Source organism: Aquirufa nivalisilvae (assembly GCF_004307455.1).
GTDB lineage: Bacteria > Bacteroidota > Bacteroidia > Cytophagales > Spirosomataceae > Aquirufa > Aquirufa nivalisilvae.
In genome coordinates this window covers 370,765-387,002 of record NZ_SEWX01000005.1, presented here as the reverse complement: position 1 = coordinate 387,002, position 16,238 = coordinate 370,765, and the positions used below count along the sequence as shown (strand labels likewise).

At 36.0% G+C, this 16,238-nt stretch carries 13 protein-coding genes; 5 read left to right on the top strand and 8 right to left on the bottom strand.

The window, feature by feature from the left end:
- The first annotated feature begins 3 nt into the window (after positions 1–3).
- The 3 genes from yidC to EWU22_RS08510 are packed head-to-tail and all read left to right on the top strand — an operon-like array spanning position 4 to position 4,130.
- Positions 4–1,821 carry a membrane protein insertase YidC gene (gene yidC, locus EWU22_RS08520; RefSeq protein WP_130925204.1) on the top strand — a complete coding sequence of 606 codons (1,818 nt, stop codon included), beginning with the start codon at positions 4–6 and terminating at the stop codon, positions 1,819–1,821.
- Positions 1,822–1,823: 2 nt separating this feature from the next.
- The gene (gene hemL, locus EWU22_RS08515) at positions 1,824–3,116 is read left to right on the top strand and encodes a glutamate-1-semialdehyde 2,1-aminomutase (RefSeq protein ID WP_130925203.1); all 1,293 of its coding nucleotides are present in this window, start codon (positions 1,824–1,826) and stop codon (positions 3,114–3,116) included.
- 27 nt (positions 3,117–3,143) lie between these two features.
- Complete coding sequence (locus EWU22_RS08510; protein WP_130925202.1) at positions 3,144–4,130, top strand: glycosyltransferase; 987 nt, start codon at positions 3,144–3,146, stop codon at positions 4,128–4,130.
- Here EWU22_RS08510 and rfaD read toward each other — a convergent pair.
- Positions 4,111–5,076: an ADP-glyceromanno-heptose 6-epimerase gene (rfaD, locus tag EWU22_RS08505; RefSeq protein ID WP_130925201.1), complete on the bottom strand. Its 966-nt coding sequence runs from the start codon at positions 5,074–5,076 to the stop codon at positions 4,111–4,113. The two genes, EWU22_RS08510 and rfaD, sit on opposite strands and share 20 nt — an antisense overlap.
- Positions 5,077–5,208: 132 nt before the next feature.
- Between rfaD and EWU22_RS08500 the strand changes: the two genes are divergently transcribed.
- Both EWU22_RS08500 and lpxB read left to right on the top strand, forming a co-directional pair.
- Complete coding sequence (locus EWU22_RS08500; RefSeq protein WP_130925200.1) at positions 5,209–5,631, top strand: 6-pyruvoyl trahydropterin synthase family protein; 423 nt, start codon at positions 5,209–5,211, stop codon at positions 5,629–5,631.
- Entirely contained in the window at positions 5,632–6,738 is a 1,107-nt protein-coding gene (lpxB, locus tag EWU22_RS08495; RefSeq protein WP_130925199.1) for a lipid-A-disaccharide synthase, read from the top strand.
- Here the strand turns inward: lpxB and EWU22_RS08490 are convergent.
- The 7 genes from EWU22_RS08490 to EWU22_RS08460 form a co-directional block, all read right to left on the bottom strand.
- Positions 6,726–7,286: a 1-acyl-sn-glycerol-3-phosphate acyltransferase gene (locus EWU22_RS08490; protein WP_109322905.1), complete on the bottom strand. Its 561-nt coding sequence runs from the start codon at positions 7,284–7,286 to the stop codon at positions 6,726–6,728. The genes lpxB and EWU22_RS08490 overlap by 13 nt on opposite strands.
- Positions 7,277–7,915, bottom strand: coding sequence for an HAD family hydrolase (locus EWU22_RS08485; protein WP_130925198.1), 639 nt, complete (start codon positions 7,913–7,915; stop codon positions 7,277–7,279). The genes EWU22_RS08490 and EWU22_RS08485 overlap by 10 nt, the downstream gene beginning before the upstream one ends.
- A 5-nt stretch (positions 7,916–7,920) precedes the next feature.
- Complete coding sequence (locus EWU22_RS08480) at positions 7,921–8,877, bottom strand: acetyl-CoA carboxylase carboxyltransferase subunit alpha (protein WP_130925197.1); 957 nt, start codon at positions 8,875–8,877, stop codon at positions 7,921–7,923.
- Between the two features lie 33 nt (positions 8,878–8,910).
- Positions 8,911–10,335, bottom strand: a complete 1,425-nt coding sequence (locus tag EWU22_RS08475; protein ID WP_130925196.1) for an MBL fold metallo-hydrolase RNA specificity domain-containing protein — start codon at positions 10,333–10,335, stop codon at positions 8,911–8,913.
- 75 nt (positions 10,336–10,410) lie between these two features.
- On the bottom strand, positions 10,411–11,460 hold the full coding sequence (locus EWU22_RS08470) for a DUF6807 domain-containing protein (RefSeq protein WP_130925195.1): 1,050 nt from the start codon (positions 11,458–11,460) through the stop codon (positions 10,411–10,413).
- A 72-nt stretch (positions 11,461–11,532) separates the two neighbouring features.
- Positions 11,533–13,209: a RagB/SusD family nutrient uptake outer membrane protein gene (locus tag EWU22_RS08465; RefSeq protein ID WP_130925194.1), complete on the bottom strand. Its 1,677-nt coding sequence runs from the start codon at positions 13,207–13,209 to the stop codon at positions 11,533–11,535.
- An 11-nt stretch (positions 13,210–13,220) separates the two neighbouring features.
- A complete protein-coding gene (locus EWU22_RS08460; protein WP_231962833.1) occupies positions 13,221–16,220 on the bottom strand; it encodes a SusC/RagA family TonB-linked outer membrane protein in 3,000 nt (999 codons plus the stop codon).
- Positions 16,221–16,238 lie beyond the last annotated feature (18 nt).

Sequence of the window (16,238 nt, the reverse complement as noted above, 5' to 3'; positions counted from 1 at the left end):
CTTATGGATAGGAATTCAGTTACCGGTATTGTATTGATATTAGCCATGTTATTGGGGTATCAATACTTCTTTGCACCCAAAGAACCGATTAAGAGTGAAACCAGTGTTAAAGCAGCTTCAAGCCCGAAAAAAGTTGATTCTTTTGTATCCAAAGCGACACCAGCTGTAGCAAAATTGGATACCACGGTGGCGACCATTAAAAAAGAGAGCTTTGTATTAGAAAATAAAGATATCAAAGTTCAATTGAGTAATTACGGAGGAAAAATTGTTTCTGTGATACTTAAAAACTACGAATCTTATAAAAATTACAATCAAGGTCTAAAAGCTGGTTTGAAATTATTCGATGCAAAAAAAGATCAATTTGATGTAGAGCTGCCAATCTCAGGTAAAAAAGTCAAACTGAACGACTTAACTTATCAGGCCAAAAAGTCTGGTGAGAGTATTGAATTTATCAGCACCTTGCCTTCAGGTAAATTAATCAAACAAACTTACAGTCTTGCCAAAGAGGGTTTTGAATTGAATTATGCCATTGATGCAAAATCATTAGGAGCCGATTTAGGTACTGAATACCAAATTCATTGGAAAGAGAATATCCATCAAACAGAGAAAGATATAGCCGAAGAAAGAAAGGCTACCATCAATTATCTTTTACATGAAGACGAGGAGTTTGATTATTTATCAGAAAATCCTTCGGCCAATGAAGCAGAAAATATCACGTCTAAAGTAGATTGGATCACTTTCAAAAAGAAGTATTTCATCGCAGGTTTGATTCCACAAGGTTTTCAATTCCAAAAAGCCTCTTTGAGCAGTACTCCCAACTTAAATGATTCGTTGAATATCAAAACCTTAGATGCCAACATTGTTGCTTCTTCTCAAGATTTGGTTTCAGGAAAATCTAGTTTCAAATTTTACTTTGGACCCAATGATTATTCCATCATCAAACATGTAGCTCCTTCCTTTGGAAAGAATGTCAAATTAAGTTATGACTTCTTATTACCAATTACTCGATATGTGTTTGTACCTCTGTTTGACTTTTTAGAAAGTATCGTCTCCAACTATGGTCTATTAATCGTTTTATTGGTTTTGATTATCAAAACAGCCTTATTACCATTGACATATAAGTCATATGTATCCATGGCCAAAACGAGAATATTAGCTCCTGAAATCGCTGCCATTAAAGAGAAAATTGGGGATGATGCAGCCAGAGTTCAACAAGAAACCATGAAATTATATGGTGAAGTAGGTGTCAATCCTCTGAGTGGCTGTATCCCTGTATTAGCTACTATGCCGGTATTGATGGCAGTATTTATGTTGTTCCCGAACTTAATTAACCTAAGACAGGAGTCGTTTTGGTGGGCAAATGACCTATCAACTTTTGATTCAGTTTTGGATTTGCCTTTCAATATTCCTTTCTATGGTTCTCATGTGAGTTTATTTTGTTTATTAATGACCTTGTCGCAATTGGCATATGGTTATTATAACAACCAAATTACACCGGATCAACCTGGACAACCAATCAATATGAAAATGATGGCTTATGTAACTCCTGTCATTTTCATGTTTGTGATGAACTCTTTTCCTGCAGGATTAAGTTTCTATTATTTTGTATCTAACTTGGTCACTATTGGTCAACAACTTGCGATTCGTAAATTTGTTGATGAAGATAAAATCAAGCGTTTATTAGATGAAAATCGCAAGAAAATAGCTGCTGGTGGTGGAGCTAAAAAATCTCGTTTTTCTCAATACCTTCAAACACAAATGAAAGCTATTGAAGAACAACAAAAAGACCAAAAAAATACCAATCCTAAGAAGAAGAAATAGATATGGGATCATTAAGTGCTTCCTATTTTGAACGTGCCCAAGAAGTTATACCGGGTGGAGTTAATTCTCCAGTTCGTGCATTTAAATCAGTAGGTGGCTCACCTCTTTTCATCCAATCGGCTAAAGGTGCATACCTGAAAGACGTCGATGGAAAAGAATACATCGATCTCATTGGATCATGGGGACCCATGTTATTTGGCCAAGCACATCCAAGTATTGAAAATGCCGTTCGTGATGCATTGTCAAAGGGATTTTCATTTGGCGCACCTTCCTATAATGAGGTATTAATCGCGGAGAAAATTGTTTCCATGATTCCATCGATCGAAAAGGTTCGCTTGGTTAATTCTGGAACAGAAGCCACCATGGCTGCGATTCGTTTAGCGAGGGCTTATACCAAAAGAGATAAAATCATTAAGTTTGAAGGCTGTTACCATGGGCATGGTGATTCCTTTTTAATAGCTGCTGGTTCTGGCGTTGCCACCTTAGGTACACCTGATAGTCCGGGTGTTACAGTTTCTACAGCAAAAGATACCTTAACGGCCGTATATAACGATTTAAGTTCATTAAGAAACTTATTCGAGGCCAATCCTACTGATATTTCAGCAGTCATTTTAGAACCTGTAGTCGGAAATATGGGATTAGTTATCCCTGAGCCTGGTTTCATTGAAGGAATTCAACAATTATGTAAGACTTACGGGAGTCTATTGATATTTGATGAAGTTATGACAGGTTTCAGACTGTCATCATCTGGTTATCAAGGTCTCACGAATATTCAACCCGATTTAACCACTTTAGGTAAAATCATAGGTGGAGGTCTACCAGTGGGTGCATATGGAGGAAAAGCTGAAATCATGAACATGATAGCTCCAGCTGGTCCAGTATATCAAGCCGGTACCTTATCAGGAAATCCTTTAGCTACTTCAGCCGGATTAGCCATGTTGAACTTAATCACTGAGCATCCCGAGGTCTATGAAGCATTAAATCAAAAGGGAAAAACATTAGCTGAAGGAATTCGTCAACAATTATCAGAATTACAAATTGATGGATTTGTCAACCAAATAGGTTCTATGTTCACTTTGTTTTTCACCAATAAAGCTGTGAAAAATTTTAGTGATGCTAAAACTTCTGATACTGCTAAATTTGGCATTTATTTTAGAGAAATGTTGAACCTAGGTGTTTATTTACCACCTTCGCAATTTGAATCATGGTTTTTATCTGCTGCGCTAGATGAAGCACACATTGATCATATTTTAAAAGCGAGTAGGATAGCCTTGGAAAAAACGCTTGTGGCCTAGTGTCAGCCTAAACAGCTCTATAGCTATATGAAAGAAGAATCAACTTTCTTCAGTGTTATAATTCCAGTCTATAATCGTCCGCACGAATTGGATGAGCTTTTAAACTGTTTAACTCGTCAAATCTACCGACATTTTGAAGTGCTCATTATCGAAGATGGGTCACTCATTTCATCGAAAGATGTGGTGGATCAATATGTCAATCAATTAGATATACACTATTATTTCAAAGAAAACGGAGGACAAGGATTTGCTAGAAATTATGCCTTTGAAAGAGCAAAGGGTGATTTTTTTGTGATTTTGGATTCAGATGCATTGGTTGAAGCTAACTATTTAGAAGAAGTAGCAATTGGAATCCGAGAAAAGAATATCGATTTATTTGGTGGGCCAGATAAAGACCATGTTAGCTTCACCCCTATTCAAAAAGCAATTAGCTTTAGTATGACAAGCCTATTTACTACAGGTGGTATACGTGGTAAAGAAAAAAACGTAGGTGGTGCCTTTCACCCAAGGAGCTTTAACATGGGTATATCAAGGAAAGTTTGGGAAGCTACACAAGGCTTTAAAATAACTCGAATGGGAGAAGATATTGAATTCAGCATACGTTGTTTATCCTTAGGTTTCACTTCTGCACTCCTACCGAAAGCATTCATTTATCACAAAAGACGTACTGACTTTGCTCAATTTTATAAACAATTACACTTCTTTGGTCGAGCCAGAATCAATATTTCCAGATTCTTTCCTAAAGAATTGAAATGGGTGCATTTTTTCCCGGCTTGTTATTTCATAGGAATTCTATTCGTTCTATTAAGCTTGATTATACTTCCTAGTTTAGGAAAATACTTAGCAGGGCTTGTCTTATTGTATTGGTTAGGAATAGTAATAAATGCATTATTTCAGACAAAAAGCCTTAAAATAACAATCCTTGGCCTTATTGCAGCTAACATACAGTTAATCGCTTATGGCCAAGGATTTTTAGAAGAGGCATGGAAAAAGATTACCAGTAAGCCTTCTTAAGTAAGTAATTCTGAACGTAATCTTTCACCCCTTCTTCCAATGTATGGAATGGTTGTGTAAAACCAATTTGACGTAACTTCGACATATTTGCTTCCGTAAAATATTGGTACTTATCACGAATATCGATTGGTGTATCAATATAATTAATAACCGCTTCTTTACCCATGGCAGCAAAAGTAGATTTGCCTAAATCATTAAAAGAACGCGCAATGCCTGTTCCTAAATTATAGATTCCCGAATTCTTACGATGTTCCATGAAGAATATGCATACATCAATTAAATCTTTTACGTAGATAAAATCACGCATTTGTTCGCCGTCTCCATAATCTGAACGATGGGATCTAAATAGATTTAAACTACCTTTTTCATTAATTTGACGAAAGGCATGCCAAATAACGGAAGCCATGCGACCTTTGTGGTATTCATTGGGTCCATAAACATTAAAAAACTTCAAACCAGCCCAAAAGAAAGGTTTCTTTTCTTGTTTCAATGCCCAAATATCAAAATCGTTCTTTGAGTCTCCATAAGGATTTAAGGGTTTTAATCCTGGAATTTTACTCTCATCATCATCATATCCCAATTCACCCAAGCCATATGTGGCTGCAGATGAGGCATAGACGAGTGGGATTTGATACTCCACACATCGATTCCAAATTTCTTTGGAATAATTAACATTCAATTCATCAAAAATTGATTTGTCAAATTCGGTGGTATCCGTCCGAGCTCCAATGTGAAAAATAAACTCAACTTCTCTGAAATTGGCGTCTAACCAAGTGAAAAACTGAGTTCTTTCCACTTTTTCCTTGATTTTTTTACCAATCAAATTTTTGTTTTTTTCTTCGAAAGAAAAATCATCTACTGCGATAATGTAGTTAAAATTTAACTCGTTCAATTTTTGAATTAAACAACTACCAATGAATCCAGCAGCTCCTGTAACAATGATCATAATTAAATAGATTATATAGATTTAGCCCCTAAATTTACGTAGAATCCCAATAGCATTCCATACCTTTGCAGAATTAATGGTGATTCTGCTAATGTTTTCCCAGTTCACCTTCACTTTAAACAACTGAAAACAATGGTTTACGTCATCCGCAAGGAACATTTTAATGCCGCTCATCGGCTTTATAATCCCAATTGGTCAGAAGAGAAGAATGATGAAGTTTTTGGTCCATGTGCCAACAAAAACTGGCATGGGCATAATTTTGAATTAATTGTGACCGTTAAAGGAAATCCTGATCCAGAGACAGGATTTGTATTTGATTTGAAAGAATTAGGTAAGCTAATCAAGAAAGAAATTATTGATAAAGTAGATCATAAAAATTTGAATATGGACGTCGATTTTATGTCTGGCAAATTGGCGAGTTGTGAAAATTTGGTCATGGAATTTTGGAAAATCTTAGCTCCAAAAATCCAATCTGCTTCCACTAGTGCCCTATTGCATAAAATCCATTTGGTTGAAACCAACAAAAACTCAGTAGAATATTACGGAGAAATATAAATGAAGTATTTCATACTAGCAGGAGAAAAATCAGGTGATTTACACGGTTCCAAATTAATTAAGGAACTATTACTATTGGATTCAACTGCTACTATACAAGCATGGGGTGGAGATGATATGCAGGAAGCTGGTGCTGAAGTACTTATTCATCACAAAGAACTTGCCATCATGGGTTTATTGGGTGTTTTGCAGAACATTCAACGGCTGAAAGGTTTATTTCAAAAATTTAAAAGTCAAATTCAGCAATTTCAACCTGATACTGTCATCTTCATTGACTATGGTGGTTTTAATCTCAAAGCAGCCAGAATTGCCAAATTGCAAGGCTTTCATACCCAATTTTACATTGCACCTAAAGTTTGGGCTTGGAATAAAGGACGAGTGGATGTAATCAAAAAATGGGTAGATCAATTGTATGTGATTTTCCCCTTTGAAAAGACACTTTTTGAAGAACATGGAATTTCCACTCATTATGTTGGAAACCCATTGAAAGATTCCATTGATGACTTTCAACCTAATCCTCAATTTGCCGAACAAAATTCCATCAAACAACCTTGTATATCCTTGTTAGCTGGCAGCAGAAAGCAAGAAATCAATGCCGCTTTGCCTGTTTTCCAAGAGATTAAGCAGCAGTTTCCAGATTTGCACTTTTATGTAGCAGGACTTAAAGAATGGAAGTCTATTTATAAAGCCTACGATTTAGATATCATATATGATGATACTTACAATTTGTTACATGTATCTCAAATTGCCATTGTAACTTCAGGAACAGCCACCTTAGAAACTGCCTTATTTAAAATACCTCAAATCGTTGTATATAAAACAGATTGGATATTTTATTCTTTAGCCAAATTGCTAGTAAAAATAAAATTCATTTCCTTAGTCAATATTATTTTAGGAAAAGAAGCCGTACCAGAGATGATTCAATCTAAGTTTACCGCTTCCCATATTTCTCTAAAAATCAAGCAACTACTTGATTCGAATGCTGTTAGCAAGCAAAAGCAATTAAATTGTTATAATGAATTAATACAAATCATTGGCCCTGCTGGAGCATCAAAAAAAACAGCCAAAATGATGTATGATTATGCCTTATCCTATCAGGCTAAGTAATTTTTAATCCATGATTTTTGAGTCCCTGGAATAGATGCATAGTAATTTGCAATAACTTTCTTATCCACGTCAAAATCTCCACTAGGATAAAAAGGATCATTAATGTGAACCCATTTATTTACATAATCAAAGCCAACCATGATAATGGGAATATTAGCTTTTACAGCTATATGGTAAAAACCTGTTTTTAATTCTTGCACATCTTTGCGTGTACCTTCAGGGGCTAAGGCAGCATGAAAATATTTATTCGCTTGATAAATATCTACAATGGCATTGACCAAATTTTGGTTCTTCGATCGGTCTACTGGATAACCTCCCAACCAACGAAATAACCATCCAAAAACACCTTTAAAAAGCTCTTGTTTACCCCAAAAATAGATGTTCATATTTAATAAGGAACGTACACCTAAACCTATAGGAAAGTCGACCCAAGTGGCGTGTGGGCACACTATGACTATACTTTTCGGAATATTTCGTGGAATATTTCCTTTCATTTCCCAACCCATCCACTTAAAGAATAAGTCGAACAATGCAGATTTTATGAGCATAATTGCAATAAATAGGAGTCAATTTGTTGTAAAGAACACGAAGGATTAATGAGCACTCCATCAATGCCTACTCGTTTTGCTGATTCAATATTATGAAAATTATCATCAAAAAAAACAAGATTTTCTGGTTTTAACGATAAATCTTCTAATACATGGTGATAAATTTTTTCATCTGGCTTAACCATACCTAAGTCGAATGAAAAATAAGTTTTCCTAAACAAACCAAATAATGACTCTCCTTGGGGACCTAAAGGAACCTGTATAAATTGCTTAGCATGAATTAAGCTGGTATTACTTAATAAGTATATAGCATATTGCTTGGCAATATTTTCTAACCAGGTATATACTTGGGGATGAAAATCCAATAAAAGAGCTGAAAATGCCAAATCAAACTGTTCATCTGAACAATTCAATGCGAGAGAATGGCGAAGAAAATCTCTAAATTCTTCTTCTGTTTGCAATCCGCTTTCGTATCTAGTCCAAAGGGCTTGACTGTGAGTCAATTCCTTCACTTCTTCTGCGGAAAAACGATCTGATAAATCTGCAAAAGCCTGAAACGTCTTGTCTAGGTCAATTGGTAATAATACATTACCTAAATCAAAGAGAAGTGATGGTTTAGAGGATGACATAATACCTACTCAACAACAACACCCATTTTACCGTACTTATCTATACGTGCATCTATACGTGCACGAACATCCATAGCACATAGTTTTTTCAATTCTTCTTTAATAACAGCTTTCATTTTAGCCGCTGCAGCATCAGGATCTAGGTGTGCACCACCCAATGGCTCAGAAATAATCCCATCGATCAAGCCATTTTGTTCCATATCATTGGCCGTCAATTTCAACGCTTCGGCAGCTTGCTCTTTATAATTCCATGATCTCCATAAAATCGAAGAACAAGATTCCGGAGATATCACCGAATACCATGTATTTTCCATCATCAAAACACGATCACCTACAGCTATCCCCAATGCACCACCAGAAGCACCTTCACCTATGATGATGCAAATTACTGGTACCTTTAACATAAACATGTCACGGATATTACGTGCAATAGCTTCTCCTTGCCCTCTTTCTTCTGCTTCTAAGCCTGGAAATGCACCTGGGGTATCTATTAAGCATACGATGGGCTTATTGAACTTCTCAGCCATTTTCATCAAACGCAAGGCCTTACGATATCCTTCTGGATTTGGCATACCAAAATTACGATACTGTCTTTGTTTCGTATTACGTCCTTTTTGTTGACCAATGAACATAACAGAAAACTCCCCATCAATATTTCCAAATCCACCCACCATGGCTTTATCATCGGCCACAGAACGATCTCCGTGAATCTCGATAAACTCTTCACATATTTTTTCAATATAATCAAAAGTATAAGGACGATCAGGATGTCTAGATAACTGAACTCTTTGCCAACGAGTTAAATTAGAAAATGTCTCTTTTTTCAATTCTAGAATTTTTTCTGTCAATGATTGTACTGTAGCAGTGACATCGACATTATTTTCAATTGCTAATTTGCGCATTTCTATCAACTTATCCTCTAATTCAGCAATTGGCTTTTCAAATTCTAATAATGTTCTCATAGTAGATGTTAATTTCAATTGTAAAATTATCAATTAAAGAATGAAAGTTTGATTCTTTTCGGGCAAAATAACATCCTGATATCCCAAATTTGTTAACTCTTCTTTGAATTCTACCATACTTTCTTCTTCACCATGGCTTAGAAATACTTTTTTTAAGGTAGATGGACTTTGAACTTTGACAAAATCCAACAAACCTAATTTATCTGCATGTCCTGAAAAGACATCAATTTTACGTATTTGTGCGTGAACTTTGTATTCTCGATCTCGTACTTGAATATGATCTGTTCCTGCTAATAACTGTCGGCCTAAAGTACCTTCAGCAGCATAACCTATCAATAAAATCGTACAATAAGTATTTGAAATATTGTCTGCAATATGTGTTTCTACCCTTCCACCTGAAATCATTCCTGAAGAAGAAATAATAATACATGGTTCATGGTAGTTCTTAATGGCTCTACTTTCTTTTTCAGTTTGCAAAAACTTCAAATTATCAAAGTCAAATAATTCATCATATTCAGCTTGAAACTCTCTAGCTTCTTGATTTAAGTAAGATGAATATTTGGTATAAATACGGGTAGAACTTTTTCCCATAGGACTATCCGTGAATACACGAATAGCAGGAAAATGGTCTTCTTCGATTAATCGATTTAAGGTATATAAAACAGCTTGGGTTCTACCTACTGAGAAAGCAGGAATAATTAATCTACCTGGTTTGTCTATACAGGTCGATTTTATAATATCGCCCAAAGCTTTTTTAGTCGATTCTTTATCTTCATGGATACGATTTCCATAAGTAGTTTCGCAAACTAAATAATCACATGCTGGCATGGTTTGCGGATCAATATGCAATGGGTAATTTTTACGACCTACATCTCCACTAAAACCAAGGGTTTTCTTTACTCCGTTTTCTGTAATACCTAAATGTACATGGGCAGCACCTAAAAGATGGCCAGCTGGTATAAAGGTGATTTCTAAATTCTCTGTAGCTCTAAATTTCTTACTAAATGGAATCGTAATAAAATGGTTCACAGAATGTTCTACATCCTTTTGCAAATACAAATCGCCTTTTCGTAATAGGCGATCCATTTGTTTATGCTTTTTACGACTTTCACCTTGAGCAGCTTTCAACTTTCTCAAATGCAAATTAGCCGAGTCCATTAAAAGTAATTCCGCTAATTCAGCTGTTGGAGGAGTACAAAGCACTTGTCCTTCGTATCCTTCTCGATACAGCATAGGAATATTGCCAGAGTGGTCAATATGGGCATGTGTAAGAATAACTAAATTAATCAAGGACGCATCAAATTGGAAAAATGCTTTGCTCTCATATGGTTCATCAAAATCAATCTCCCGCTCCATGTCCGTACCACAATCAATCAAAATCTTAAAGCCATCTTCCAATTCTAGCAAGTACATACTTCCTGTTACTTGTTTGGCCGCACCTAAAAATTGTAGCTTCATAAAATCAAATAAATAGGGGCTCAAAGAGCCCCTGATACATGACAAAAATACAGCTTTTTCGTGAAATAGAAATGCCTATTTCACTTGCTTAGCAAAATCAGCCTGCATTTTATCTAAAACATCTTTTGTTAATTGCTTATCTGCGATAACGGTTCTGTATCTAAATGTTACGGATTCACCTTTTTTCAAAGTTAAATTACGCTCATCCTTGCCATTACTAAACACTTTAGCACCTAGTGGATTAACTGCAAATAAACCATAACCTCTAGCATGCCAATAACTTGGATAACTAACATTGGAAGGGTGATCTAAAATAGCAATATTGATAGGATGATTATCCAATACACCTTTCAAATTCATCCATTTAGCACGTGTGCTCCAAACTTTCTCGCCAGTAATACCTTCACTACTTTCATAATCTCCACTAACACCTGTATTATCTAACACAGGAACTTTCGTTTCAACACCATGAGCATCCGTAAAGATATCCGGTTTATTCGACGGAATTTCTAATTGACGAGCTACACGTATAGCAAACATTCCATCTTTAACATCTTTAAAAAGAACTGATTCTGCTAAAGCAGTTAAGGTGGTAATTCGATCAATCACACGAATATCCGATGTTCCTGAGAATACATAAGTTGTCTTTTCTGCCAATACCTTCGCTCCTTTTCCATCACTATCAATCCAGGTTGCTGAAACACCCAATTCTCCTTTTTCTTTACCTGATTTCATGTTCAATACCTGCTCATGAACAATCGTTCCAAATTTATGGCTCTTCATGCCATCGGAGATATTGTTAGAATTATTCCAGTAGTCAAATCCATTAACATCTTCATAGTTTAACCACATCCCTACATGGTGAGGGTGGTCTGTACGTTCGCCTGGGCGAATAGCTACTGGATAACCACGTGTAATAGTACTTCCTTTAGCACTTAAAATTGGATAAAGAACGGCCTTTTTTAAGATGGCTTCACCTGGAAAAAAGTAAGAAGTAAAATATTTACCCCCAACTAATACGTCAATTTTCTTTTCAGCATCATTTTTTTTGAAGCTAACTGATTGGTTTTGAGCATTTACTTGAAAAGCGATGCAAGCAGATAAGATTAAAAATAATTTTTTCATAAAAATAAGTTTAAAGTAAAATTCCGAGAATTACTCCTCGGAATTTTACAAAATAACAAAATCAATTTGACATTAATAGCCTGGATTTTGAGGGAATCCACCATTTTCAGATAGATCGACTTGTTTTTGTGGAATTGGGCGTACTAAATGTCTATCAGCTACACCATTAGCTGCATCAGTGTTATATTGTTTAACACGAGCAACTAAATTATTCCAACGTTTTAAATCCATCCAACGAGTTTGCTCACCGGCCAATTCTCTCGCTCTTTCTTCCATGATTAAATCCATGTTTACTTGATCTTGAGCCACTGTCATAGCACTTTCTTTTCCTGGCCAAGCAGCACGTACACGTACCATATTGATTGCATTAGTTGCTTCAGCAACTTTTCCTAATTTCAAATTAGCTTCTGATAGCATCAAATAGGTATCTGCTAAACGGTGTACAATGTAATCGCGGCTACCATTTTCATAAGTTCTATCCGGACGAAGTGGATCAAAGAACTTCTGTAAAGTTGGGAACAAGGCATAATTGTACATACTTGGAGTTAATACTTGGTATGGTTTCTTAGCACGTTCTGCTAATGGCATTTCATATCCTGGGATATAAATAGTAGTGTCATTCGCTTTAAATGTTAAAGATTTCTTAGATCCATCAAACAAGTTGGAATAAGTACCTGGTGAGTTTGATAACCAAGTATCTCTGAAAGTCTTCTTATAACGTGAATCATTCACACGATCAGCAAATACTTTTTCCAATAAATATGGAGTTGGTTTCAAACGCTTAAATGGACGTCCGTAAAAAATATCGCGAACCATACCAGCTTGAACATCATATTGCATACCGAAATACAAGTGAAGCTTGTTTCCCTGATCAGCTGATACACCATTGGTTAATGGATCAGACGTATATTGAACAGAAAAAATCACTTCTGAGTTTTTCTCACCTGAACCCTGTAAAAATACACTAGCAAAATCTGGCAATAATTTAAAGCCATAATTGTTAATCACATTATTACATAGAGTCGCAGCATTAGCATAATCAGAGGCTTCAGCAAACTTAGAAGAAGCACGAGTCAAGTATACTTTAGCTAACAAATTCTCTGCCGCAGCTTTAGTAGCACGACCATAATCTGATGCAGCAGCTTTACTTTCCAATACTGGAATTGCCGCTAATAAATCGCTTACAATTTGCTTATAAACATCTGCTTCAGGAGTACGAGTTGCCGTTTTTGTTGGTCCTAACGTTTCTTTCAAGCGCAAATCCAAAGGTCCAAACTGTTGAACTAAGATGAAGTAATAGTGAGCGCGCAAATATTGCATCTCTCCTACTCTTTGTTTCTTAACTGCATCAGAAATACCTGTTACTGCAGAAGATCTTTCAATCACAGCGTTACAAGCATTAATACCCTTGTAAGTTTCATCCCATAATTGAGACAAAATATCTACCGAACCAACTAATTGAGAATCATAAAAGTGAAAACCTTTATATGATCCGTCGGCACCAGCACTGTAAATATCAGTTCCATATTCCGACATAGAGATACCTCTTTCTGTACCGTAAAAACTACGTAAAGTGGTATAAGCTGCATTCGCTGCTGCATTGTAACCTGCAGTTGTTGCGATGTAATCATTACTAATATTAGAGATTACATTCTCTTTTAATAAATCACTACAAGATGTTTGGCTTAAGGTCAAAATGGAAATTAAGCCTAGGGTCTTTAATGAAGTTTTTATATGTGTGTTTTTCATTATTCTAGGAATTAAAATTTAATGTTCAAACCAACAGTTGTTACTGAAGTAGCTGGAGTTACGTTGTTATTAACGTTACCGTCAGCTGATTCTGGATCCACACCATTCTCTTTAGATCTATATTTAGAGAAAATGAATGGTTGTTGGATACTAGCATACAATCTAAGTGACTGCAATCCCAATTTTTGAGCTGTCTTAGCAGGGAAAGTATAACCTATGTTGATGTTTCTAACTTTAATAAATGAACCATCAAAATACATGATAGCTGTATTATAAGCTGGGAACTCTTGGTTAAAGTTAGGACGAGGATAGTAAGCATTTGGATTGTTTGGAGTCCAATAATCCACTTTAATTTGGTTGTAACGTCCTTGTAAGTAGTTAGAATTTTGGTGGAATCTACTTACAATCATTTGACCTTGACGTGTGAATACAAAGAATGATAAATCAAAGCCTTTGAATGAGAAACGGTTAGTAATACCTCCTGTATAATCAGGAACGTCAGAACCTAAAATAACACGGTCATCTGCTGTGATTTTTCCATCATTATTGGTATCTGCCACTTTAATTTGACCTACAGTAAAGCCCATTGCTTTTGCTTTATCTGCTTCAGCTGTTTGCCAGATACCTGCATACTGATAATCATAGTATGAGTTCAATGGATGTCCAATAAACCAACGGTTACCTACGTCATCTTTAGCTCCATTGTACAATGACAAAATAGCCTCTGAGTTTTTGTAGAAAGTAAAATCGGTAGTCCATTTAAAACCACTAGGAGAATCTACGTTAACCGTTGATAATGAAATTTCAATACCCTTATTTTGAGTCTCACCTACGTTACGAGTTACTGCCGCAAAACCTGTAGATGTTGGTAATTGATCTGACAATAATAGGTCTGTCGTGTTAGTTTGATAGTATTCTACCGAACCAGCTACACGTCCACGTAAGATGCTAAAATCAAAACCGATGTTTTTAGAAGTTGACGTTTCCCATTTCAAATCTGGGTTACCAATAGTATTAGGGCGATATCCATAAGCAGCATTGTTATCCCAAGCATAAGCAGTTCTTGCCATCAATCCTTGAGTTTGATATGGAGATAAACCTTGGTTACCTACACTCGCTACACTAGCACGTAATTTTAACTCGTCGATCCATGTTAAATCTTTCATGAAATCTTCTTGATGTAGATTCCAACCTAAAGCTAAACCTGGGAAATTACCATATTTAGTATTCTCACCAAAACGAGATGAACCGTCACGACGAACCGTAGCTGTTACTAAGTATTTTCCTTTATAGTCATAGTTAATACGAGCCATGTACGAATTAATCGTCCATTGAACTAAATCAGAACCTACTCCTAATACTTGTGAAGCATTACCTACATTGTAGAATTGTTGAGTTTCAACTGGAACACCCATCACACTTTGTGTATAACGCTCAAAATTATCACGTTGAATCGAGTGTAATAAAGTAACATTCAAGTTATGATTCTGACCCAATTTCTTATCATAAGTCAAGATATTCTCCAATGTATAGTTGAATCCAAAGCGATTATCTGTACTTGCTGTTGGATTACCACCTTTATTAGCATTTGTCATAGCACCTACAAAACGACCAGCACGAGTAATTGTAAAGTCTGGACCGAAGTTGAAACGGTATTTCAAACCTTTTGCAATATTATACTCAGCATATATACTGTTGAAAATACGGTATTTCTTGGTCTCATCCACTTGAGCACCAGGAACAATTTCCGCCATTGGGTTAGTTAATAAGGCATCTGTAGTTTGAGCAAAAATTAAATTTCCACTATCATCATATGCCTTTGCCAATGGGTTTTGAGGTAGTAAATCTCCATACGGATTTCTATTTGCACCATTCGTTACACCATACATGAAATAAGAGGAAACACCTACTTTAAACTTATCAGTAATTTTGTGATCCACATTGACACGCAATGAATAACGGGTAAAATCTAAGCCTTCAATAATACCTTTATCTTGAAAATAACCAGCATTTAAACTAAACTGTGTTTTTTCTGTACCACCTTGAATCCCTAATGAGTGATTTTGTTGAAAACCCTTCTTTACCATCATATCTTGATAGTTTGTCGTTCTTCCTTGAGCAATACCTTCTAATTCTACAGCTTCAAATAGTTTAGAATCAGCATAAGCATCAACAACACCTGTAGGAACAAGTACGCCATTAGCATCTTTATAAGTACCAATAGTACGACGAGATTCACGCTTCATTTCAGCGTATTCAGCGCCAGTAAACAAGTTAATCTTATCCAATGTTTGAGTTACTCCCACATAAGAATCATATGAAATAACTGTTTTTCCATTTTGCGAACCACGTTTTGTCGTAATCAAAACCACACCATTTGCTCCTCTAGCACCATAAATCGCAGTTGCGGTAGCATCTTTTAAGATTTCCATAGAGGCTACATCGTTTGGATTCATATCTTCATAACCACCAGATAATGGGATACCGTCCACTACATATAATGGATCATTACCTGCATTAAATGAACGACGGCCACGAATCAATACCTTAGGAACAGTACCAGGTTTAGAACCCGACTGAGCCACGTCAACCCCAGCTACACGACCTTGCATCGCTTGACCTAAGTTAGTAATCGGCATTTCGGTGATTTGCTTAGAAGTTACAGATGAAATAGCACCTGTTGTTTGACTCTTCTTTTGAGTACCATAACCAACGACCACTACCTCAGATAATGCTTTAGTATCAGTCGACAAAGTCACATTGATCTGACCTTTAGAACCAACATTTACTTCTTGGGAATTAAATCCTACTGAAGAAAATACCAAAACAGAAGAAGCACCAGCAACTGGTAAACGATAGTTACCATTTCCATCCGTAGTAGTACCACGTGATGTACCTTTCACAGAAACACTAGCACCTGGGATAGGAGAACCATCATCAGAGGCCGTTACTCGTCCCGTAATCGTACGGTCTTGAGCCATCAATTGAATTCCCATCAAAACAAATAACATGCTAAACAGGAATTTTGA